This is a genomic window from Pedococcus aerophilus, assembly GCF_039532215.1.
In the GTDB taxonomy this organism is placed as follows: domain Bacteria; phylum Actinomycetota; class Actinomycetes; order Actinomycetales; family Dermatophilaceae; genus Pedococcus; species Pedococcus aerophilus.
Genome location: NZ_BAAARN010000003.1, coordinates 48,769 through 70,561 on the forward strand (window position 1 = coordinate 48,769; position 21,793 = coordinate 70,561).

Sequence of the window (21,793 nt, forward strand, 5' to 3'; positions counted from 1 at the left end):
GTGGCCCTCCTCGACCCGATCACCGGTGGCGCCGGAGCCCTGAGCGCCGGGGCACGCAAGCAGCTCGCGAACGCGTTGCGCTCCAAGGTCGCCGGCAACGACGCCCAGGTGAAGGCCGAGCGCATCTGGGGCGCCGAGGGCCCGCGCTGGTTCACCCCAGAAGACCCGATCTGGCGCGTCCACGCCGACGCGTCGATGTTCCCCGCCGGCATCCGCGCACTGCTCCTGCAGTCGCTGCACCCGTTGGCGATGGCCGGCGTGGCCGGGCACTCCGGCTACAAGGGAGACCCGTGGGGCCGGCTCCAGCGCACGAGCGAGTTCCTGGCGACGACGACGTTCGGCACCATCGAGGACGCCGAGGCCCTGATCACGAAGATCCGCGGCATCCACGAGCGGGTGCGCGGCAAGGCCCCCGACGGCCGCCCCTACTCCGCCAGCGACCCTCATCTCCTCAAGTGGGTGCACGTCACCGAGGCCGACAGCTTCCTCACCGCCTACCAGCGGTACGCCGTCACCCCGCTGACGGACGCCGAGGCAGACCGGTACGTCGAGCAGAGCTGCATCGTGGCCGAGGCGCTCGGCGTCATCGACCCGCCGCGGACCGTCGCGGCACTGCGCCAGACCATCGAGGACTACCGTCCCGAGCTCGAGTCCACCGAGGCGGCACGGGAAGCCGCACGGTTCCTGCTCGTCCACCCGCCCCTGCCGCTCGCGGCCCGCGCCGGCTACAGCGCGCTCGCCGCAGGCGCCGTGGCGATGCTCCCCCGTTGGGCCCGTATGCCGCTGCGGCTGCCCTGGCTGCCCGTCACCGAGCGCTTCGTCGGGCGTCCGATCGGCGGCTTGGCGACGGCCACGGTCCGCTGGGCCATGCAGGACCCCGAGGACGTCCGCCGCCGCGCGCTGGCCCGGCGCAACGTCGTCGCCTGACCGCTTGCCGAGACGACCTTCCCGGTTCAGGCGGCGGCCGCCGACCCAGGAGGTCGCGCGGTCGGTGGCGACCAGCCGACGACCAACCTCCGCCCTTGAGGCGTGGCCCCGTGCTCAGCTGCGGCCGGCCACCGCTGACCTGATCGTCGGCCGGTCGCCGACTGGTCGTTCGCCGGTTGCCGGCGGGTCCTCCGTCGGCCGTCGGGTGCCTGACCGCACTCGACTAGGGCGTGGGGTGGCGGGCGTCGTAGCGCAGGAAGCCGGGTTGCAGGCGGGCGAGGACGACGATGGCGAGCACGCACGCCATACCGCCGATCACGGCCGTCCACGCCTCACCGACTCCGGTGGACAGGAAGCCTCCGGCCATCTCACCCAGGCGTGGGCCACCGGCGACGACGACGATGAACACGCCCTGCAGCCTGCCGCGCAGGTGGTCCGGCGTCGCGGACTGCAGGATCGTCGTGCGGAACACCGCGCTCACGGAGTCGGACGCCCCGGCGACCGCCATCGCGACCAGTCCGAACCACAGTGCCGTCCCACGGCTGAGCACGTCACCGGCGGCCAGCATCGCGGCGCCGAACCCGGCGATGGCGAACCCCCACCCGACGATCGACACCATGATCGCCAGGCCTTGCCGTCGGACGTGGCCGAGGCGTCCGGAGAAGAACATCGCGACGATCCCGCCCACCGCTGCCGCGGCGCTGAGGGCGCCCACGGTCTTGGCGCCGCCGCCGAAGATCACCGCTCCTGCGGCAGGGAAGAGCACCCGCGGCTGGGCGAGGAGCATGGCCGCGATGTCGGCGACGAACGTCATGCGCACGTTGGGACGGGTCGCGAGGAACGCGAATCCGTCGAGGACAGAACGCAGTCCGGGCTTCGACGGAGCCACCCCCTCCTCCCCGGGCTCGGGCGGCAGCGCGGGCAGCTTGGCCAGTCCCCAGAGGGCTGCGGTCGTGATGACGGCGTCGACCGTGTACGCCGCCTTGAAGCCTCCGCTGTCCACGAGGACGCCGGCGAGCAAAGGACCGACGGTCATCGAGGCGTTCATCGCGAACACCGAGAGGGCGTTGGCTGCAGGTAGCTGGTCGCGGCGAAGGATGCGCGGGTAGATCGAGCTGCGCGCGGGTGAGGAGACGGCGAAGGCACCGTTCCAGAGCGCGACGAGGAGGTAGAGGACCCAGACCTGGGTGTTGCCGACCCACGCCTGCAGGGCGCACGCGATGCTCGCGACGAAGGCCACGCTCTGCGCGACCAACCCCACGACGCGACGGTCGTAGTGGTCGACGAGCGTGCCGCCGTAGAGGCCCATGACGACCAGCGGCACCAGTGCGCAGAGCCCGACGACGCCCACGGCCGCGGTGGAACCCGTCAGGTCGTACACCTGCAGCCCGATGGCGACCACGGCCAGCTGCGAGCCGACGTTGGAGAGGGTGAACCCCGCATAGAGGCGTCGGTACGGCGCGTTCTCCCGCAACGGGGCGAGGTCGAGGAGCAGCGGCACCCGATGGACTGTATGCCGCGTCGGCGCGGGGCTGCGCGGGGGTTCAGGGCGTAGCGTCACGGCATGGACCCACGCCCGCGGATCGCCCTGCTCATCGATGCGGACAACTCCTCCGCCAAGAAGCTCGACCTCGTCCTCAGCGAGCTGTCGAAGCTCGGGGAGACGAGCATCCGCCGGGCGTACGGCAACTGGACCAAGCCGGGGCTGCGGCCGTGGACCGAGATCCTGCACACCAACGCGATCCAGCCGATGCAGCAGTTCGACTACAGCCGCGGCAAGAACGCCAGCGACATGGCGATGGTCGTCGACGCAATGGCGTTGCTCTACAACGACCACCCGGACGCGTTCGGGATCGTGTCGAGCGACGCCGACTTCACGCCGCTGGTGATGCACCTGAGGGCCAAGGGCGCCCAGGTCTACGGGTTCGGCGAGGCGAAGACGCCCGAGCCGTTCCAGACGGCCTGCACAAGGTTCCTGCTGCTGGACCAGCTGACCCCGCCCGTGGACGACGTCGTCGAGCCGGCCGTCGAGGCGCCTGCCGAGTCCCCCGCCGACGGTTCCGCCGACGCCTCGGCCGAGGCCGCCGCTGGCAGCGGTGCGACGACGTCCACGACGGCGAAACGGACCACCGCACGGAAGAAGGCCGCGAGCGCCGCCGCGGCCAAGGCCGCCGAGGCAGCTGCGAAGACCAGCGCACCCGGGCGCAAGGGTCCGGCCGAGCTGAAGCAGGACGCCCGCCTCGTCGCCCTGCTGCGCAACGCCGTCGAGAGTGCCGCGGACGACCTCGGGTGGGCGCGGGTCAGCACGCTCGGCCAGTACATCTCCAACCAGTCGTCGTTCGACTCGCGCAACTACGGCTACGGCTCGCTCATCAAGCTGCTCAAGGCGATCGAGCTGTTCGAGATCCGCGACGAGGGCAAGCAGACGTTGTCGGTGCGGGACAAGCGCCGCTCGAAGAACTGACGCCGGCTCGTCGGTCGGCGATGGTCACGCGGCGACCAGGCGACGGTCAGTCGGCGATGGTCAGGTTCAGCTCGACGGCGAACGCCTCGGCGAGGTCGATGAGCTGAAGCCGTGAGATCGTCGCGCCCGCCATGCCGGCCACACCGCGGGGGGCGCTGACGACCGACGAGCTGAGGTCGACGTCCTTCAGCCGCGCCCGGGAGAACTCCGGCGCGATGACGCGTCCGCCGTCGACCTCGACGCGGGTCAGCTGCGCCTCCGCGAGATCGGGTTCGACGAGCTGGCAGTCGACGAACTGCACGTCCCACAGCTTGGCGCCGCGCAGGTTGAGGAACTCGATCTTGCAGCCCTCGAAGCGCACCCGGCGCAGCTCCGCGCCATACAGCTGCACGGCGCCGAGCCGCGCCCCACGGACGGTGCAGTCCTGCCAGGAGGTCTCCGAGAGGTCCACGCCGGCGCCGCGCACCCCCGTGAGCGCACACTCGCTGAACCGTGCCCGGGAGGCACGCAGGCCCGCGAGGTCCGCGTCCTCGAAGACGCACTCGAGGAAGCGCGCGTTCTCCGCGGACCCCCCGCTGAGGTCGCCCGTGAACGTCTCGCCGTCGAAGTCCTCGTCCGGAAGCAGCATGGGTCCATGGTGGCGGATGGCGCTGACGGTGCAGAATGTGCCGAGCCGACCCGCTGACCGTCCCCGCCTGACCGGCGCCCGGAGCCAGCACCCGGGTCGACGCACACCTGACCATCGCCAACGATGACGAACAGATCGGGGACCCCGATGTCCGACAACGACTTCAAGCCCGGCCTCGAGGGTGTCATCGCCTTCGAGTCCGAGATCGCCGAACCCGACAAGGAGGGCGGCTCGCTGCGGTACCGCGGCGTCGACATCGAGGACCTCGTCGGCCGCGTGAGCTTCGGGCAGGTGTGGGGGCTGCTCGTCGACAACTCGTTCGAGCGCGGGCTGCCGCCGGCCGAGCCGTTCCCGCTGCCGGTGCACTCGGGTGACGTCCGCGTCGACGTGCAGTCGGCCCTGGCCCAGCTCGCACCGCTGTGGGGGTTCAAGCCGCTGCTCGACATCGAGCCCGAGGAGGCCCGCGACCAGCTGGCCCGTTCCTCGGTCATGGCGCTGTCGTTCGTGGCGCAGTCCGCCCGCGGCCAGGGTCGCCCGATGGTGCCCCAGGCGCAGGTCGACGAGGGCAGGACGATCGTCGAGCGGTTCATGATCCGCTGGCGCGGCGAGCCCGACCCCCGCCACACCGAGGCCGTCGACGCCTACTGGGTCAGCGCCGCCGAGCACGGCATGAACGCCTCCACCTTCACTGCGCGCGTGATCGCCTCCACCGGCGCCGACGTCGCCGCGTGCCTGTCCGGCGCCGTCGGCGCGATGTCGGGTCCGCTGCACGGTGGTGCGCCCTCGCGCGTGCTGCACATGCTCGAGGGAGTCGAGGAGACCGGCGACGCGCAGGCGTACGTCAAGGGCGTCCTGGACCGTGGCGAGCGCCTGATGGGCTTCGGCCACCGCGTCTACCGTGCCGAGGACCCGCGCGCCCGCGTGCTCCGCGCCACCTGCAAGCGGCTCGACGCCCCGCGCTTCGAGGCCGCCGCGGCGCTGGAGCAGGCCGCCCTGACCGAGCTGCGCGAACGCCGTCCCGACCGTGTCCTGGAGACCAACGTCGAGTTCTGGGCGGCGGTGCTGCTCGACTTCGCCGAGGTCCCGGCGTCGATGTTCACCCCGATGTTCAGCTGTGCCCGCTCGGCCGGCTGGTCGGCGCACATCCTCGAGCAGAAGAAGACCGGTCGCCTGATCCGCCCCAGCGCCCGCTACACCGGCGAGGCCCCCCGCGGCCTCGAGGCGGTCACCGGCTACCGCCCCTGACCCCGCGCGCCGGCCAGGTATGGCGCGGCGCCGGCCGCGCGCCATACCCGGCCCGCACCCAGTTCGTCAGCCCAGTTCGACCGTCCCTTCGGCAGCAACCTCTGCTAGCAGATGTTGCTGCCGAAGGGCCAGGTTGCTGCCTACGGGCCGGGCAGCAAGGTGTGCTGGGTCAGCGGTTGTCCACAGGCCTTCCGCGGCGGACGTGGCGGGTGCGGCAGGCTGCGCCGATGGAACTCCACGAGCTGGCGCGTGACAGCGTCGTCTCCGCCGCAGAGGCCGCGCAGCTCGGCCTCGGCCCCTCCGACCTTCGGCGGATGAGGCGACTCGGGTCAGTCCGGCGCCTCATCCGCGGTTGGTATGCCGTGTGCCCGCCAGGCGCACCCACCCCACCCTGGGAGGGTGCGGACCACTTCGACACGGCGCGCCGTCAGCACCGCCTGCTCACGGTCGCGCTGATCCGGTCGTTCGAGGGAAGGGCCGTTGCCAGCCACCAGTCCGCGTTGGTCCTGCACGACATACCGCTCTGGAAGTCGGACCTCGCCACGGCACACCTGTGCCGCCGCCGGGACGACCATTCCCGGCACCGGCCGGCGGCCACGTTGCACCCTGCGTGCCAGGCCGAGCCCGTGCTGTCACCGCCCGGCTATCTGACGGTGCCTGTCCCCCAGGCGGTCGTGCAGGTTGGCCTCCATCCTGTCGGGCCCGGACGCGGAACCTTCCCCTTCGAGAGCCTGGTCGCTGCGGACGCGGCACTGCACCATGGACTGACCACGCTGGATGAGATCCAGCAGGTCGTCCACGCCCACGCCGGACATCCCGGCATCGCCGGGGTGCGACGGTTGCTCGAGCGCGCAGATGGTCGCCACGAGTCCGTGGGCGAGACCCGGCTCGCCCACACCCTCCGGCTCCTGGGGTACCGATTCACCCCGCAGGTGTGGGTGACAGCCGAGGGACGGCGGTGGCGCGCCGACTTCGAGCTGGACGACGAGCCGGTGATCGTCGAGTTCGACGGCCTCGCCAAGTACACCGGTGGGCTGCCGAACCCGACCCCGGAGCAGAGCCGCCAGGCTCTCGCCACCGAGAAGTGGCGTGAGGACCGGCTGCGCGACACCGGGCGCGAGGTGACACGGTTCGTGTGGGCCGAGGTGGACGACCTCCCCCTGGTCCGATCCCGGGTGGACGCGGCCATCGTGCGGTCGCGGCGTCGTCTCCGCATCTGAAGTCACCTGGGGCGGCACTGAGCGCAAGTTGCTGCCCCAGGGTCAGGTTGCACCCTGCCCCTCGAGCAGCAACTTCTGCTAGCAGAGGTTGCTGCTCGAGGGGCGGCTGAGCCGCCGCTTGGGTCCGGGTGGTGGACCTGACGTCCCACGCCTCGGGACGTGGTGCGACACTGATGGCGTGACTGACAACGCCGCCCAGACGATCCCCGCCGACTTGCTCCCCAAGGACGGGCGGTTCGGCTCCGGTCCTTCGAAGGTGCGCCCCGAGCAGGTCGAGTACCTCGCGAGCCTCGGGACCACCGTGCTCGGCACCTCGCACCGCCAGGCCCCGGTGAAGAACCTCGTCGGCGCCGTCCGCGAGGGCCTGTCCCAGCTGTTCAGCCTGCCCGAGGGCTACGAGATCATCCTCGGCAACGGCGGCTCCACCGCGTTCTGGGACATCGCCGCCTTCGGACTGGTGCGCGAGCGCGCCCAGCACCTGGCGTTCGGTGAGTTCTCCTCCAAATTCGCGAGCGTCACGAACAACGCCCCGTTCCTGGGCCACTCGACCATCATCAAGGCCGACCCGGGCACGCTGGCGAGCGCGCGGGCCGAGGCCGGCGTCGACGTCTACGCCTGGCCGCACAACGAGACCTCCACCGGCGTCATGGCCCCGATCATGCGCGTCGAGGGTGCCGACGACGACGCCCTCGTCCTCATCGACGCGACGAGCGGCGCCGGCGGCCTGCCGGTCGACATCAGCGAGACCGACGTCTACTACTTCGGCCCCCAGAAGTGCTTCGCCGCCGACGGTGGCCTGTGGCTCGCGGCGTTCTCCCCCGCCGCCCTGGCCCGGGTCGACGAGATCGCTGCGACGGGCCGCTGGGTCCCCGACTTCTTCAGCCTGCCGACCGCGATCGACAACTCGCGCAAGAACCAGACCTACAACACCCCCGCCGTGTCCACGCTGGCGCTGCTGCGTTCGCAGATCGACTGGATCAACGGCAACGGTGGCCTCGACTGGGCCGTCACCCGCACCGCCGACTCCAGCGGCCGCCTCTACGACTGGGCCGAGCGCACCAGCTACACTACGCCGTACGTCGCCGACCCCGCCGCCCGCTCGCAGGTCGTGTCCACCATCGACTTCGACGACGCCGTCGACGCCTCGGCCATCGCCAAGACCCTGCGCGCGCACGGTGTCGTCGACGTCGAGCCCTACCGCAAGCTCGGCCGCAACCAGCTCCGCGTGGCGACCTTCCCGGCCACCGAGCCCGAGGACGTCTCTGCCCTGATTGCGTGCATTGAGCACGTTGTGGGCTGATCGGCGCGCACTGACGCCAACCCGCGCGTAACCTCGGCTCCGAATCCTCGTTGTTCCCGGTAGAAGTCCCCGGGGGTGGGGAGAACTGGACCGAGGAGTCAACGATGACCCGCGTGACACGAGTGAACTGGCGCACCATCGCTGCCGCGCTGCCTGCGGTCGCGCTCATCGGCGGCGGCCTGGCCCTCGTGGCCACCGACGGCACCCCCACCACCGACGTCGTCGCCGACTCCAGTCCCCTCGTCACCGTGCCCAAGACCGCGGTCCAGCGCCCCGAGGCACCGTCGCTCCCGGCGCTGCCCGAGCTGCCGGCACCCGCCGAGGCGGCGCCCACACCGGTCGCGAGCGCGGCGGGCCTCCAGCTCACCGGGAGCGCCAACGGCATCCCCGCGGCCGCCCTCGCGGCATACCGGCGTGGCGCTCAGCTCGTGGACCTGGCCGACACCGAGTGCAACATCGACTGGGCCCTGCTCGCGGCCATCGGCAAGGTCGAGTCCAACCACGGCCGCTATGGCGGCAACGGCATCGACCAGAGCGGCACGGTCCGCCCCGGCATCTACGGCATCCCGCTCAACGGCACCAACAACACCGCCGTCATCCGCGACACCGACGGCGGCGCCTACGACCGTGACACGACGTTCGACCGCGCTGTCGGCCCGATGCAGTTCATCCCCGGCACGTGGCGCTCGGTGGGCGTGGACGCCAACGGCGACGGCCGCAAGGACCCGCAGAACCTCATGGACGCCGTGACCGGCGCCGCGGTCTACCTCTGCTCCGGCCCGGGCAACCTCGGCAACGAGGCCGGTGCCCGCACCGCCGTGCTCCGCTACAACCAGAGCGATGCGTATGCGGACCAGGTCCTCGCGCTCGCCCGCGCCTACCGCGGTGGGTATGCCGTCGTCCCCGACGGCGCGCTCTCCGAGGCCCAGCGCACGGGGCAGCCTTTCCTGCCCACCGGCAACGAGGCCACCCTGCCCGGTCCGGCCGCAGGTGCTGCGGGCGCGGGCACGAAGCCCTCGTCGAAGCCGAAGCCGTCACCCAGCAGCTCCACCCCCTCCCCGAGCAGCACGGCCGGGAGCGGCGGGAACGGGTCGGGCACCAGTGCCGGCGGTTCCGGGTCCGGCAGCGGGTCCGGCGGTTCCGGCGGTTCCGGCGGCTCGACGCCCTCGCCCTCGAGCACATCCGGCGGCGGCCTCACCGGCGCCGTGGGTGGAGTGGTCGGCGGCGTCGTCGGCGGCATCACCGGTCAGACGCCGAGCTCGACGTCGTCCAGCAGCACCCCCAAGCCCTCGTCGAGCTCCACGAGCAGCACGCCGAAGCCCTCGCCGAGCAGCACCAGCACGCCTCCGAAGCTGCCCATCACCGTGGCCCCGGTCAACGGCAAGTGCCCCTCCGGCTACGTGCCCGAGGTCAACGTCGTCGGCGTCGTCGTGCTCTGCCGCCTGAAGTAGGGACGTGCGGTCAGCCGCCGCGACGGCTCGGTACGGCCAGGCTGCCGGAGCCGACGGGCAGGTCATCGACAGCCTGCCCTGCGGCATCGAGCAGGGTGACGTGGCCACCGCCGCAGTCGCTCAGGTGCAGGGCCGCCCAGCGGCGGGCGCCCTCGAGGGTCGCGCACCGTCGCGTGACGCCGCAGCCCGAGACCTCCCAGACCTCGGGGGCCAGGGGTCGGATCGTCAGGGCGCCCGGCGGAGGCGCATCGCCTGCCATGACCCCAGCGTCCCGCTCGATCGGACACCACGCCTCGGGCAGATGGACGAACAGGGCTGGCGGGCCACCGACACGTCCCGGGCTCGAGGCCGGTGACGAAGCGCGTCAGCCCACGGGACCGGTGACGACGGTCGTCAGCCCACGAGGCTGGCGACGACCGCGACCGCCACGACGATGACGAGCACCGCGATGGTGACCCGACGACGGAACGCCGGGGTCACCGTGCAGCCTCGGGAACCGGGTCGGAGACCGGGTCCGGCGCCGGGGCAGGCACGGTGCGGATCTTCAGCCGCGGGCGTCGCTGCGTCTCATACGTCACCTGCACATTCTCGTGCCTCGCCAACCAGACCGACACCACCACGGTGACCAGGCCGACGGCGATGGTGCCGATCCCGATGGTCCAGCGCGGACCCCATACGTCTCCGATCCAGCCGATGAACGGTGCACCCAGCGGTGTCCCGCCCATGAAGATCGCCATGTAGAGCGCCATCACCCGGCCGCGCATCGCGGAGTCCACGGTGAGCTGGACCATCGCGTTGGCGGTGGTGAGGGCGGTGAGCGCCGAGAGGCCGACGGGGACGAGGGCCAGCGCGAACAACGTGTAGGTCGGCGCGATCGCGGCAAGACCGCTGGAGAGGGTGAACCCGACGAAGGCGATGAGCAGGATCCGCAGGCGTGGGCGGGCGCGCCGGGCCGACAGCAGCGCCGCCGACAGTGAACCGATGGCCATGATCGAGCCGAGCAGGCCGTACTCCTGGGGGCCCTTGCCGAACTCGCGCGTCGCCATGAGCGCCGTCGTGATCTGGAAGTTCATGCCGAAGGTGCCGAGCACGAACACCAGCGCCATGACGAGCATGATGTCGGGGCGGCCCCGGACGTAGCTGACTCCCTCGCGGATCGCCCCCTTGCCACGCGTCAGCATCGGCGCCGGCTTGAGCTCGGCGCGGGTCATGGACGCCAGGGCGATGAGGACCGCGACGAATGTCAGGGTGTTGAGCAGCAGCGTCCACCCGGTGCCGAACGCCGCGATGGTCAGGCCGGCGACACCGGGGCCGATGAGGCGACCGGCGTTGAAGGAGGCGCTGTTGAGCGAGACGGCGTTCGCGAGGCGCTCACGCGGCACCATCTCGGACACGAACGTCTGGCGGGCCGGGTTGTCGACCGCCGTCGCGATGCCGGTGAACAGGGCGATGCCGTAGACCATCCAGAGCTCCGCGGTGCCGGTGACCACGAGGAGCCCGAGGGCCAACGAGGACACGGCGAGCGCGGTCTGGGTGATCGCAAGGATGACGCGCTTGGGGTAGCGGTCGGCGATCATGCCGGCCCACGGGGCGAGCAGCAGGAACGGCAGGAACTGCAGTCCGGTGACGATGCCGAGAGCAGTCGAGGAGTGGTCGGTGAGCTCGGTGAGGACCAGCCAGTCCTGGGCGACGCGGCCCATCCAGGTGCCGATGTTGGAGATGAAGGCGCCGGTGGCGTAGATCCGGTAGTTGCGGACCGCCAGGGAGGAGAAGGTCGGGCTCACTCGTTGGCCACCCTCGTGAGGATGACGGCGGCCTGCTCGAGGACGTCCTGCTCGGCCGGTGTGAGGTGGCCGACGCGGACCGACATCCACGCGTCGCGCTTGCGGCGGATGTCGCGCAGCAGGGCGACGGCTCCGGGCGTCAAGGACAAGATCACCTGACGACGGTCGGAGGGGTCGGCGGTGCGCTCGACGAGCCCGAGCTCGACGAGGCGGGCGACGGTGCGGGTCATGCTGGGGGCGCTCACCCGTTCGATCTCGGCCAGCTCACCCGGCGTGCAGGGAGCCTTCTCCAGGCGGTTCAGGACCGAGAACTGGTGCGGCGCGATGTCGTCCGTGCTCTCGAACCTGACCCGACGCGAGATCCGCATGCAGGCCAGGCGGAGCTCTCCGGCGAGGCGCGACACGGCGGCGGGGGTGAGACCAGCCTCAGCGGTGCGGCGCGGTGAGCGCGCAGGCGGTGGGGTCATGACGGTCTCCTTGTTCAGATAGTTAGCATAACTCATTACCTGTGCTAACTATTTCCGTCGTCTCCGACCGGCCCTCCCTCCCCGGACGCACGTATGCCGCGCGGCCCCCTCTCGGGGCCACGCGGCATACGTGGTGGTGTGGGTGGTGAGCCGTGGAGAGCTCGGCGGCGATGGGCCTCAGACGCCGAGGATCTCCTTGATCGGGGTGATCGCGAAGTAGAGGACGAACAAGCCGGAGACCGTCCACAGGAGCGGGTGGATCTGGTTGGACTTGCCGCGCACCGCCTTGATGAGCGTGTAGACGACGAAGCCGGCGCCGATGCCCACCGTGATCGAGTAGGTGAACGGCATGAGGACGATCGTGAGGAACGCCGGGATCGCGATCTCGAGGTCGTCCCAGTCGATGCCCTTGACCTGCTGCATCATCAGGAAGCCGACGACCACGAGTGCGGGGGTCGCAGCCTCGTAGGGCACGACCTTCACCAGCGGGGCGAGGAACGTCGCGAACAGGAACATGACACCGGTGACGACCGAGGCCAGACCCGTGCGGGCACCTTCGCCGACGCCCGCCGCCGACTCGATGTAGGAGGTGTTGGACGAGACCGAGCCCGCGCCACCGGCGATCGCCGCGACCGAGTCGACGAGCAGGATCTTGTCGGAGTTCGGCGGGTTGCCGTTCTTGTCGAGCAAGCCACCCTCGGCACCCACGGCGACCATCGTGCCCATGGTGTCGAAGAAGTCGGCGAGCAGCAGGGTGAAGACCAGCAGCACCGCGGCGACGACGCCGATCTTGCTGAACGAGCCGAGGATGCTGAACTGGCCGAGCAGGGAGAAGTCCGGGACGTCGATGACGTTGTCCGGCAGGGCCGGGACGTTGAGGCCCCAGCCGGCGGGGTTGACGAACTTGCCCGTCGCGTCGAACTGCCCACCGATCTTGCCGATCGCCTCGACGATGATCGCCAGGACCGTGCCGCCGACGATGCCGTAGAGGATGGCGCCCTTCACCTTGCGGACCAGCATCACGATGATGCCGAGCACGCCGATGACGAAGACCAGCAGCGGCCAGCCGTTGAGGGTGCCGCCGATGCCGAGCTCGACCGGGACCGGGCCGGTGGCGGTGCGGCGGACGAAGCCCGCGTCGACGAGGCCGATGATCGTGATGAACAGGCCGATGCCGACCGAGATCGCGGTCTTCAGCTCCGCCGGGATCGCGCGGAACACCGCCTGCCGGAAGCCGGTCAGAACGAGGACGAGGATGATCACGCCCTCGAGGAAGACCAGTCCCATGGCGTCGGCCCACGTCATGTCCGGCAGCTTGGCGATGCCGAAGGTGACGAACGCGTTGAGCCCGAGGCCGGTGGCGAGCGCCAGCGGGTAGTTCGCGACGACGCCCATGAGCAGGGTCATGACGCCGGCGACGAGGGCTGTGCCCGCGGCGACGAGCGTCTGCGCCTGGACGATGTCGCCGCCGCCGAGGAACTGGCCGGTGCCGTCCTGCTGGGTGCCGATGATGAGAGGGTTCAGGACGACGATGTACGCCATCGTGAAGAAGGTGACGAGCCCTCCGCGGATCTCCCGGCCGACGGTCGAGCCGCGTTCGGTGATCCGGAAGAACCCGTCGAGTCCGCTGGTGGGAGCGCTGCTGGGCTTGGCCGCCGCAGGCTTGGAGGTGGGTGAGGGCTTCGCCATGGGCAGCAGAGTAGGGCCTGCGTGTTGCAGCGGTGTGAAAGATAGGCTGCGCGCATGAGCGAGTCGCAGCACCACCCCGCCGACGCGGACGCGCCCGACTCCTCGCGCGGCACTACCGGCCCGCTCGACGGCACCGGTCCGGACGAGCTGCGTCCGCTCGCGCTGAGCAGTGCGACCGTCACCCTGTGGGGCACCGTCGGCTGGCTCGTGGCGCTCGGCATCATCCTCGCCGTCCCCTCGCTGCACGAGGGCGAGCGCCACTGGTGGCCCTGGACCTGCGTGACCGCGATCGTGCTCGGACTGCTCGGGTTCAGCTACGTGCGCCGCGGCCGCGGCAACGCCGCCGGCGCCGAGTAGCCACCACCCCGCGCGCCCCGCGCCATACCCCCTCGCCTGCGCTGCTCTCCGCGCAAAACGGTGGTTGCTCGACGAAACGGCGGACATGGGGCCCGTTTCGTCGAGCAACCACCGTTTCGCTGAGGTCAGATCGCCGAGACGTATGCCGCGAGCGGGCTGCTCACGCGGCTCGACGCAGCAGCACGGCCCGGACTCGGGCCAGGACGCGCTCCGGGTGGCTCAGGTCGTCCCAGGTGAGGCGAACCACCTCGTAGCCCAGCTCGCGGAGCCGGTCCTCACGCCGCTTCTCTGCCACGACGACCTCGGCACCATCAGCGCCCTTGTACTTCACCGCTCCGTCGAACTCGATGACGACGCGACCCGCGACCAGGAAGTCCACGCGTGCGACGAAGCTGCCCCTCTGGTCGCACACGACCACCTGGGATGCGACCGGCAGCCCCAGGGCCGTGAGAACGAGTCGGGTCCTGCTCTCCCCCGGCGACTCCGACGCCCCGTCGATGTGGGCCAGGGCGGCCCTCAGCCGCGCCTTCCCGCGCAGACCACGACGCAGACGAGAGGCGGCCTCCGCGAGATCTGCTTCGGTGCACCGCCCATCGTGGACCGCCGCATCCCCGGCCACGACTCCAGCTTCGACGCTCACCGATGCCACGGCGACGACCGCATCCGCGACGGCCATCACGGCCAGACCCTCCACCTCGACGCGGTCGACGAGGGCACGCAGCGGCATCACCCTGACGCCCCCTCCGGTGGTGGTCTCCTGCACGTCCGCCGCCAGGACGACGAGGTCCCGATCCACGTGCCACAGCGGAAGTCGGTGAAGCGCCAGGGCGGAGTGGTGGCTGGCCATCTCGTCGACGCCGCGAGAGCGCATGGCCGCGGCCACCGTCAGTCGATAGCGCTCGTCCCGGTCGGCGGCACTCCACGCAGCCGCTCCGATGAAGGCTCCACGACGAACCCTGACCAGGTCTCCGCCGACGACCCAGCGGCTCACCTCGTCGGGCGGGATCCCCAAGCGGGTCAGCTGGCGAGAGCCCAGCACACCGCCCTGCGCAGTCATCAGGGCACTGGCTCGCGAGTCCATGACGGCGAGAGTGGTCAGGTCGTCACTGCCCAGCCAGCCTGCGACGCCAGACCTGTGGATCGTCGACGTCGCCGAGCCGGGTTGTGGACAGGCCGTCAGGCCCGGGCCCTCGGCCGCCGGGGCCGACGCGCCATACCGAGGTCCGCAAGACCCATGCCCCAGCAAAACGGTGGTTGCTCGACGAAACGGGCTCCATGTGCGCCGTCTTGTCGAGCAACCACCGTTTTGCGTGGGGAAAGCCGCGCAGGCGAGGTCAGGCGAGGTCAGACGAGGTCGTAGCTCAGCTCGTCGACGATGGGTTCGCCGGTGTGGACGTGCTCGGCGGGTTCGGCGTCGACCTCGGAGTGGGCGCCGCAGCCGTGGTCAAGACTCACGACGCGACCGTCGGAAGGCGACCAGGCGTTGGCGCACACGCCGAAAAAAGAGCGGAGGGCACCTGCCATCGGGAGGAAGTACCCGCAGGACGAGCAGGGCGACGACGCCTTCTCGGCGACCTCGGCGTGGGGGCCGTTCTCGCCCTCGTACCAGCGCTGGGCCGCGGCCTCGCGACCCTCGGCGGACAGCACGCGCTTGCGGCCGAGCCCGAGCTCGTACGTCGCGAGCTCGTCGACCTCCTCGTCGCCCGTGGCCTCGAACCCGGCCTCGAGCAGCGGGTCGTCCTCCTTGTAGGGCAGGACGTCGCCGGCACCGAGGTCGCCGGGGGCGATGCGGTCGGCGTACGGCAGCCATTCGGGCGACAGCAGCGCGCCGTCACCGGGGACGAGGTTGGTCTCGCAGACCGTGGCGACCTTGCCGCGCGGCACGCGGGCGACGGTGATCGCCCAGCGCCAGCCGGGGTAGGCCCGCGCCGTGCACGCGAAGTAGTGAGTGCCGAGGCGCTCGTCGTCGAGCTCCATGCCGAGGTGGTCACCGACGGTGCCGGCCTCCGCGATGGACTCGGCGGCCTCGCGGGCCAGGTCGACGGCGCCCTCGAGCACCGGGTCCTTCTTGGGGGCGGCCATGCTCACGGCTCCAGCTGGTCGGCGAGAAAGCGCAGGACCGCGGCGACCTTGGTGCCGTGCTCCTTGTCGAGGCGGCGGCCCCGACGCAGGGAGTTGCTGGTGCTGTCGAGCAGCTTGATGGCGTCCTCGACGAGCGGCGCGAGGTCCTCGGGGGACTTGCGGTTCTGCTCACGCTTGCCGGCGGTGACGCTCGGCGCCGGCTCGAGCAGGGACACCTGGAGCGCCTGCGTCCCGCGACGCCCCTCGGCCACGCTGAACTCGACGCGGACACCGCCCTTGAGCGTGCTCGCGCCGTCGGGCAGGGCGTTCGCGTGGAGGAACACGTCGCTGCCGTCGTCGCCGGAGATGAAGCCGAAGCCCTTCTCCGCGTCGTACCACTTGACCTTGCCAGTGGGCACTGGTCCACCTCTACATCGAAAGTTTGGGTGCGCTCTGTGCGCATCGCAAGGCTATCGGGTGGTGCCAAATCCTTTCCCGGTATGCCGCGCGGTCGCCTCCCGGAAAACCGGTTCAGGACTGTCGGTGGGCTGGGGGAGGATGTCCGGGTGAGTGAGTCCGAGCAGTCCCCGTCGACCCCGAAGCAGGGCGTGCGCCAGTTCTGGGGCGACCTGTCGACCGAGGGTCGCTGGCTGCTGTCGACGGTGGCGGTCCAGACGCTGGGCCGCGGTCTGACCCTGCCGTTCACCGTGATCTACCTCAACGAGGTCCGCGGCATCTCCCTCGACCTCGCCGGCGCGCTGATGGCGTTCATCGCCGTGGTCGCGCTCGCCGTGACGGGGCCCGGCGGTGCGCTGACGGACAAGGTCGGCGCGCGCCGGATGCTGCTGTTCGCCACGAGCGCCCAGCTCGTGGGCTGCGTCATCCTGGCCTTCGCCACGACGCCGTGGACGGTGGCGCTGGCCTTCATGTTCCTGGGGTTCAACTTCGGCGTGTCCTGGCCGGCGTTCAACGCCCTCGTGGCAGCCGTGACGACCGGTCCTGCGCGTCAGCAGTACTTCGGCATCAACTTCGCCCTGGTCAACCTCGGCATCGGCCTCGGTGGTGTCATCGGCGGGCTCTACGCCGACGTCGACAACCCGTCGTCCTTCACGGTGATCTTCCTGGCCGACGCCGCGAGCATGCTCGTGCCCATCGCCCTGCTGCTGGGGCCGCTGCGCCACGTCCACGGCCGGGCCGAGAAGCCCGAGGGCACCGAGGGTGCCGGCGGCTCGTACCTCGAGATCGTCCGGCAGCCCGCAGTCGTCTGGATGACCGTGCTCACCTTCCTCGGCACGTTCGTGGGGTACGGCCAGATGGAGGCCGGGTTCCCTGCGTTCGCCCGCCAGGTCAGCGAGGTGCCGACGGAGGTCATCGGCTTCGCCTTCGCGCTCAACACCGCGGTGATCGTGGGTCTGCAGTTCGCCGTCCTGCACCGCATCACCGGTCGGCGCCGCACCCGCGTGCTGCTCGTCATGGCGGGACTGTGGGCGGCGGCCTGGGTCATGCTCGGGCTCACCCGTTTCGCCCCGGGCACCCTCGTCGCCGCCGGCGGGGTGCTGGCGTTCCACGCGCTCTTCGCGCTCGGCGAGACCCTGCTCCAGCCGACCATCCCTGCCATCACCAACGACATGGCCCCGGACCACCTTCGCGGCCGGTACAACGCCGTCAGCGCGGGAGCGTTCCAGTCCGGCACCATCCTCGGCCCGGTCGTGGCCGGGTTCATGCTCAACCACCGCTGGTCGACGGCGTTCATCGCCATGCTCGTGGTCATCTGTGGGGCAATGGCCCTGCTGGCCCTCGTCGTCGAGCGCCGGATCCCCGCAGGGGTCAACGGCCTCGAGGCCGAGCCGGTCGTCCCGAGCGCCGAGCCGGCCGGCGCGGGCCCCGGCGACGGCGTGGCCAGCGCGGCTGAGACCAAGGCCACTGAGACCAAGGCCGCTGAGACCAGGGGGGCCGAGTCACCGGTGGTCGGGTCCCGCGCCGCCCGGTCGTAGTCAGGCGAGCTGGCTCGGGGTGATCCCCCACGTGCCCGACCACGACTGGCCGGGCTCGAGGACGACGAGGCCGTCCCCGGAGTTGAAGGCGTTGCTCGGGCAGGACATCGGTTCGACCGCGACACCGCGGGTCCCCTTGACCCCGGTGTCGGCACCCTTGGCGGTGAACACCTGCACCCACTCCAGCGCCGCGTCGCCCCAGACCCCCACCTCGCCCGTGGCGAGCCCCCCGACGACGACCTCCCACGCACCATCGCGCCCGGTCCGGTCCAGGGCCGTGTATGCCGTGTCGAGGCTCGTGGTGCCCAGAGCCCGGTTGCTGCGGAAGTCCATCTCGGGCCGCACGGCCTCGGTGGCGGTCGGGATCATCTGCTCGTCGACGACGACCTCACGAGCCGCGGGGATGGTGAGCTCGACGTCGGCGAGGCGGGTCTCGTTCAGCGCGACGTACGGATGCGCGCCATACCCGAACGGGGCGGGGGCGTCCCCCACGTTGGCAGCGTGCGCGCTGACGGTGAGGCCATCGTCGTCCAGGACGTAGTTGACGCTGAGGTCGAGCGTCCAGTCCCAGCCGGGTGAGGGGTGCAGCCGGGTCCGCACGGTCAGGGCCGACCAGTCGTCGTCGTGCCAGTGCAGCTGCCACGGGAGCCATCGGACGAGCCCGTGGTTGGAGTTGGACAGCGGGATCTCGGTGAGGGCGAGCTGGTGGTCGACCCCGTCGAAGGAGTACTGCCCGCCCCGGATGCGGTTCGGCCAGGGCATCAGCACCTGGCCACGGCCGGCGAGGCAGAACTCGTCCTCGGCGTACCCGGCGACGACGTCCACGCCGTCGACCGTGTAGGTCCTCAGGCCGCCGCCCACCTCGACGACGGTGGCCTCCTGACGGCCGTGCCGGAGGGTCCACTGCTCGCCGCTGGGTGGGGTGCTCACGCGCTCACGCTACTGGCCATGGCAGGGGTGCGCTGGGCAGCCCGCGGGAGCCCGCGAAGTCGACGGACAGAGGGCGGGGACTCGTCCGTCCCCCATGCGTCAGGAGCGGCGGACCGCGCGGATGGCCACGGCCTTGGCGCCGACCTTCTGCGCGACGACCAGGACCGTGTCGTCCTTGGCGACGTCGCCGGCACGGCCCCGCGTGCTGTCGTCGACGGCATACGTGGCGCTGAAGCCGTCGACGCTCCTGACGCTCACCGAGGTGTCGCTCGCCGCTGTCACGGTGCCGCGCTGCACGGTCATGACCACCGACTTCCCGGTGGAGTCCTGGGTCGTGAACTCACCGTGCTGGACGTCCCCGAGAGCCCCGACACCACCCATCATCGGCCCCATGCCGAAGCCGCCCATGCCGCCGTTGCCGTTGCCGTTGGCCTTGTCGTTGCCCTTGGCCTTGTCGTTGCCGTTCCCGTTGCCGTTGCCGTTGCCGTTGCCGGGCAGCTGACCCATCGGGCCGTTCTCGAGGCGCCGCTGCTGTCCGGGCGGCAGGTCGTCCTCGTCGCGGTCGCCGCGCATCTGCCCCATCCGTTCGCCACGGTCGTCGTGACCGGCGACGGTGCGCACGACGGCGGCGGCCCCGAGCCCGAGGACGCCGACGACGAGCAGCAGGGTGAGCACCGAGGCGACGATGGCCGCGATCGTCCCGCCGGTCGTCGAGGTCGCCTGACGCCAGAGGTTGGGCTGCTTGGGCGCCGCAGCCGTGGGCGTCGAAGCAGCCGGCACCGGCTCGGTCGGCTGGCCGGCAGGCAACGGACGGGTGGGATCGGTGGGTCCGGTGGGCTCCGACATGGCGGCTCCTCTCGCTGCTCCCAGTATCGACCTCCAACCTGTGGACCGCGGTCGCTTCCGGACAACCCGTTCGCCAGCGACCGCCCGGTGGCCGTGCGGTACGCCCGACCACGGCAGCCGACTACCGTGGTGCGGTGCCCCCCAAGTCCCGACCCGAGCCCGTGACCGTCCGGTCGATGGCCGACGACGTCCGGGGGCGCACCGACAGCGAGCTGAGCGACCTGCTGCACCGCCGTCAGGACCTCGCCCGTCCCGCCCCCGCCGACCTGTCGGCGCTGGCCGCCCGGGCCAGCACCCGGGCCAGCGTCCAGCGGGCCGTCGACTCGCTCGACCTCGCCCACCTCCAGGTCCTCGAGGCCGCGCTCGCTGCTCCCGAGACGACGACGTCGCCCGTCGAGCCCACGGACGTCGCCACGCTCCTCGGCGCCCGGACGTCCGAGGTCACGCCGCTGCTGGACGACCTGTGGTCGTCGGCCCTGCTGTGGCGCAGCCCCGAGGGCGCGCGCGTCGTGCGCACGGTCGGCGAGGTGCTGGTCCACCCCGCGGGCCTCGGCCCCCGCGCCGTCGACCTCCCCGGTGCCGCTGCGGCAGCGACCCCGGCGGAGATCGCCACCGTCGTGGAGCAGGCCCCGCCCGCGGCCCGGGCCATCCTCGACCGCCTCACCTGGGGTCCGCCCGTCGCGGTCCTGCCCGCCGGCACCCCCGACCGGGTCGCGGAAGGTGCCCGGTGGCTGCTCGAGCACCACCTCGTCCGCTCTGTCGGCGTCGACCAGATCGCCCTCCCGCGTGAGGTCGCCCTCGCACTGCGCGGTGGTCGAAGCCATCGTGCGACCGTCCTCACCGCACCGGACCTCGAGGGCCAGGAACGTCCCCTCGAGGCCATCGACGCCGCCGCGGGCCAGCAGGTCACCGACCTCCTCGCGCTCGTCGACGAGCTCGCGGCCGAGTGGGGCCTGCGCCCTCCCCGCGTGCTGCGCTCCGGCGGGCTCGCGGTGCGCGACCTCAAGCGGATCGGCTCGGTCCTCGACGTCGACGAGGCGCGTGCCGCGTTCGTCGTGGAGCTCGCGTATGCCGCGGGCCTCCTCGCGGACGACGGGTCCCTCGACCCGTCGTGGGCACCGACCCCGGCGTACGACGAGTGGCAGCAGCAGCCGGGCGACCAGCGCTGGGCCGTGGTGGCGCGGGCGTGGCTGCTCACGACCCGCGCACCCCACCTCGTCGGGACCACTCCGGCCGGGGCGTCCGGCACGGTCAACGCCCTCGGCCCGGAGGCGCACTGGCCGCCGGCACGGAGCCTGCGCCGTGACGTCCTCGACCAGCTCTCCACCGCGCCGACCGGACTGGCCCCCACCCAGGGCTCTGTCGCCGACGCCCTGCGCTGGCGCCGTCCGCGCCGGGTGCCCGGCACCCTCGACGTCGTCATCACGGCGGTGCTGCGCGAGGCCGAGTGGCTGGGCGTCACCGGCCGAGGAGCGCTGTCCAGCGCCGGCCGGGCACTGCTCGAGGGGCGTGACGAGTCTGCCCTCGCGGCAGCCATGCAGCCGCACCTGCCCGACCCCGTCGAGCACGTCCTGCTCCAGGCCGACCTCACCGCCATCGCGCCGGGGCCGCTGGCCGGGGGCCTCGCCACCTTCATGCGGCTCGTCGCAGACGTCGAATCCCGAGGCGGGGCAACGGTCTACCGCTTCACGCCCGACTCGGTCCGCCGCGCGCTCGACGCCGGCTGGTCGGTCGATCAGGTCGTGGTGGCCCTCAGCGACGCCAGCCACACGCCGGTCCCCCAGCCCCTGGACTACCTCGTCCGCGACGTCGCCCGCCGCCACGGACAGGCCCGGGTGGGCGCGATGCGTGCCTACATCCGCTGCGACGACGAGACGACCCTCGGCGCCATGCTCGCCGAGCGCGAGCTCTCCCCCCTCCAGCTGCGCAGCATCGCCCCGACCGTCCTGGTGTCCCCCGTCGCGGCCGAGACGGTCGTGGACTTCCTGCGGGAGAACGGTTTCGCGCCGGCTGCCGAGACCCCCGACGGGGGCATCGTCGTCCCGCAGGCGGGCCGGCACCGCACCCCCCTCCAGCGGCGCACCTCCCCCGTCACCGCCTCCGGTGTGGACGACGAGCTCGTCACCACCCTCGTCGGTGCGCTCCGCGCCGGGGAGCAGGCGGCTGACTACCAGAGGGAACAGGTGGCCACCCGCCCCGGACCCAGCCTGCCGAGCACCGACCCGACCACGACGCTGGCCGTGCTGCGCGACGCCGCCGCGGACCGGCAGGCGGTCTGGCTCGGGTACTCCGAGGCCGACGGCCGGGTCCAGCGACTGCTCTTCTACCCCGAGCGGGTCGAGGGCGGGCGGGTCCACGGCACCGCCGAGGGTGTGAGCCGGACCCTGTCGATCCATCGCGTGACCGGCGCCGCCGTCGGCTGACGCCAGC

Annotated in this window: 20 protein-coding genes; 9 read left to right on the plus strand and 11 right to left on the minus strand. The window is 71.7% G+C overall.

Annotated elements, in window-relative coordinates; all coding sequences use genetic code 11:
• Positions 1 to 927: an oxygenase MpaB family protein gene (locus ABD286_RS12230; protein WP_344193788.1), complete on the plus strand. Its 927-nt coding sequence runs from the start codon at positions 1 to 3 to the stop codon at positions 925 to 927.
• A gap of 223 nt (positions 928 to 1,150) precedes the next feature.
• Here the strand turns inward: ABD286_RS12230 and ABD286_RS12235 are convergent, their stop codons facing one another.
• Complete coding sequence (locus tag ABD286_RS12235; protein ID WP_344193791.1) at positions 1,151 to 2,428, minus strand: MFS transporter; 1,278 nt, start codon at positions 2,426 to 2,428, stop codon at positions 1,151 to 1,153.
• Positions 2,429 to 2,491: 63 nt separating this feature from the next.
• On the opposite strand from ABD286_RS12235, the gene ABD286_RS12240 reads away from it, so the two are divergent.
• The gene (locus ABD286_RS12240) at positions 2,492 to 3,391 is read left to right on the plus strand and encodes an NYN domain-containing protein (RefSeq protein WP_344193794.1); all 900 of its coding nucleotides are present in this window, start codon (positions 2,492 to 2,494) and stop codon (positions 3,389 to 3,391) included.
• A 46-nt stretch (positions 3,392 to 3,437) separates the two neighbouring features.
• Here the strand turns inward: ABD286_RS12240 and ABD286_RS12245 are convergent, their stop codons facing one another.
• Positions 3,438 to 4,019 carry a pentapeptide repeat-containing protein gene (locus ABD286_RS12245; protein ID WP_344193796.1) on the minus strand — a complete coding sequence of 194 codons (582 nt, stop codon included), beginning with the start codon at positions 4,017 to 4,019 and terminating at the stop codon, positions 3,438 to 3,440.
• Between the two features lie 123 nt (positions 4,020 to 4,142).
• Here ABD286_RS12245 and ABD286_RS12250 point away from each other — a divergent pair, with 123 nt between their 5' ends.
• The 4 genes from ABD286_RS12250 (at position 4,143) to ABD286_RS12265 (ending at position 9,235) form a co-directional block, all read left to right on the plus strand.
• Positions 4,143 to 5,264: a citrate synthase 2 gene (locus ABD286_RS12250; protein WP_425565371.1), complete on the plus strand. Its 1,122-nt coding sequence runs from the start codon at positions 4,143 to 4,145 to the stop codon at positions 5,262 to 5,264.
• A 227-nt stretch (positions 5,265 to 5,491) separates the two neighbouring features.
• Complete coding sequence (locus ABD286_RS12255) at positions 5,492 to 6,484, plus strand: type IV toxin-antitoxin system AbiEi family antitoxin domain-containing protein (protein WP_344193798.1); 993 nt, start codon at positions 5,492 to 5,494, stop codon at positions 6,482 to 6,484.
• A 178-nt stretch (positions 6,485 to 6,662) separates the two neighbouring features.
• A complete protein-coding gene (gene serC, locus ABD286_RS12260; protein WP_344193800.1) occupies positions 6,663 to 7,784 on the plus strand; it encodes a phosphoserine transaminase in 1,122 nt (373 codons plus the stop codon).
• Between the two features lie 113 nt (positions 7,785 to 7,897).
• Complete coding sequence (locus tag ABD286_RS12265) at positions 7,898 to 9,235, plus strand: lytic transglycosylase domain-containing protein (RefSeq protein WP_344193802.1); 1,338 nt, start codon at positions 7,898 to 7,900, stop codon at positions 9,233 to 9,235.
• Between the two features lie 10 nt (positions 9,236 to 9,245).
• Here the strand turns inward: ABD286_RS12265 and ABD286_RS12270 are convergent, their stop codons facing one another.
• From ABD286_RS12270 to ABD286_RS12285, 4 genes are all read right to left on the minus strand, one after another.
• Complete coding sequence (locus ABD286_RS12270) at positions 9,246 to 9,494, minus strand: hypothetical protein (RefSeq protein ID WP_344193804.1); 249 nt, start codon at positions 9,492 to 9,494, stop codon at positions 9,246 to 9,248.
• Between the two features lie 217 nt (positions 9,495 to 9,711).
• Positions 9,712 to 11,019, minus strand: a complete 1,308-nt coding sequence (locus ABD286_RS12275; protein WP_344193806.1) for an MFS transporter — start codon at positions 11,017 to 11,019, stop codon at positions 9,712 to 9,714.
• Positions 11,016 to 11,486, minus strand: coding sequence for a MarR family winged helix-turn-helix transcriptional regulator (locus tag ABD286_RS12280; RefSeq protein WP_344193809.1), 471 nt, complete (start codon positions 11,484 to 11,486; stop codon positions 11,016 to 11,018). The genes ABD286_RS12275 and ABD286_RS12280 overlap by 4 nt, the downstream gene beginning before the upstream one ends.
• A gap of 177 nt (positions 11,487 to 11,663) precedes the next feature.
• Positions 11,664 to 13,175 carry an NCS2 family permease gene (locus tag ABD286_RS12285; RefSeq protein WP_344193811.1) on the minus strand — a complete coding sequence of 504 codons (1,512 nt, stop codon included), beginning with the start codon at positions 13,173 to 13,175 and terminating at the stop codon, positions 11,664 to 11,666.
• A 54-nt stretch (positions 13,176 to 13,229) separates the two neighbouring features.
• Between ABD286_RS12285 and ABD286_RS12290 the strand changes: the two genes are divergently transcribed.
• The gene (locus ABD286_RS12290) at positions 13,230 to 13,532 is read left to right on the plus strand and encodes a DUF2530 domain-containing protein (RefSeq protein ID WP_344193813.1); all 303 of its coding nucleotides are present in this window, start codon (positions 13,230 to 13,232) and stop codon (positions 13,530 to 13,532) included.
• A 160-nt stretch (positions 13,533 to 13,692) separates the two neighbouring features.
• On the opposite strand, the gene ABD286_RS12295 is transcribed toward ABD286_RS12290, so the two are convergent.
• The 3 genes from ABD286_RS12295 to ABD286_RS12305 all read right to left on the minus strand — a co-directional run bounded on the left by ABD286_RS12295 (position 13,693) and on the right by ABD286_RS12305 (position 16,012).
• Entirely contained in the window at positions 13,693 to 14,613 is a 921-nt protein-coding gene (locus tag ABD286_RS12295) for a hypothetical protein (RefSeq protein ID WP_344193816.1), read from the minus strand.
• 263 nt (positions 14,614 to 14,876) lie between these two features.
• Positions 14,877 to 15,614 (minus strand): DUF3027 domain-containing protein, encoded by a 738-nt coding sequence (locus tag ABD286_RS12300; RefSeq protein WP_344193818.1) that lies wholly within the window; start codon positions 15,612 to 15,614, stop codon positions 14,877 to 14,879.
• Between the two features lie 2 nt (positions 15,615 to 15,616).
• Positions 15,617 to 16,012 (minus strand): cold-shock protein, encoded by a 396-nt coding sequence (locus ABD286_RS12305; RefSeq protein WP_344193820.1) that lies wholly within the window; start codon positions 16,010 to 16,012, stop codon positions 15,617 to 15,619.
• A 147-nt stretch (positions 16,013 to 16,159) separates the two neighbouring features.
• Between ABD286_RS12305 and ABD286_RS12310 the strand changes: the two genes are divergently transcribed.
• Entirely contained in the window at positions 16,160 to 17,587 is a 1,428-nt protein-coding gene (locus tag ABD286_RS12310) for an MFS transporter (protein WP_344193822.1), read from the plus strand.
• On the opposite strand, the gene ABD286_RS12315 is transcribed toward ABD286_RS12310, so the two are convergent.
• The gene (locus tag ABD286_RS12315) at positions 17,588 to 18,517 is read right to left on the minus strand and encodes an aldose 1-epimerase family protein (protein WP_344193824.1); all 930 of its coding nucleotides are present in this window, start codon (positions 18,515 to 18,517) and stop codon (positions 17,588 to 17,590) included.
• 99 nt (positions 18,518 to 18,616) lie between these two features.
• The gene (locus ABD286_RS12320; protein ID WP_344193826.1) at positions 18,617 to 19,363 is read right to left on the minus strand and encodes a hypothetical protein; all 747 of its coding nucleotides are present in this window, start codon (positions 19,361 to 19,363) and stop codon (positions 18,617 to 18,619) included.
• Between the two features lie 134 nt (positions 19,364 to 19,497).
• Between ABD286_RS12320 and ABD286_RS12325 the strand changes: the two genes are divergently transcribed.
• Positions 19,498 to 21,786, plus strand: coding sequence for a helicase-associated domain-containing protein (locus ABD286_RS12325; protein ID WP_344193828.1), 2,289 nt, complete (start codon positions 19,498 to 19,500; stop codon positions 21,784 to 21,786).
• The last annotated feature ends 7 nt before the right edge of the window (positions 21,787 to 21,793 follow it).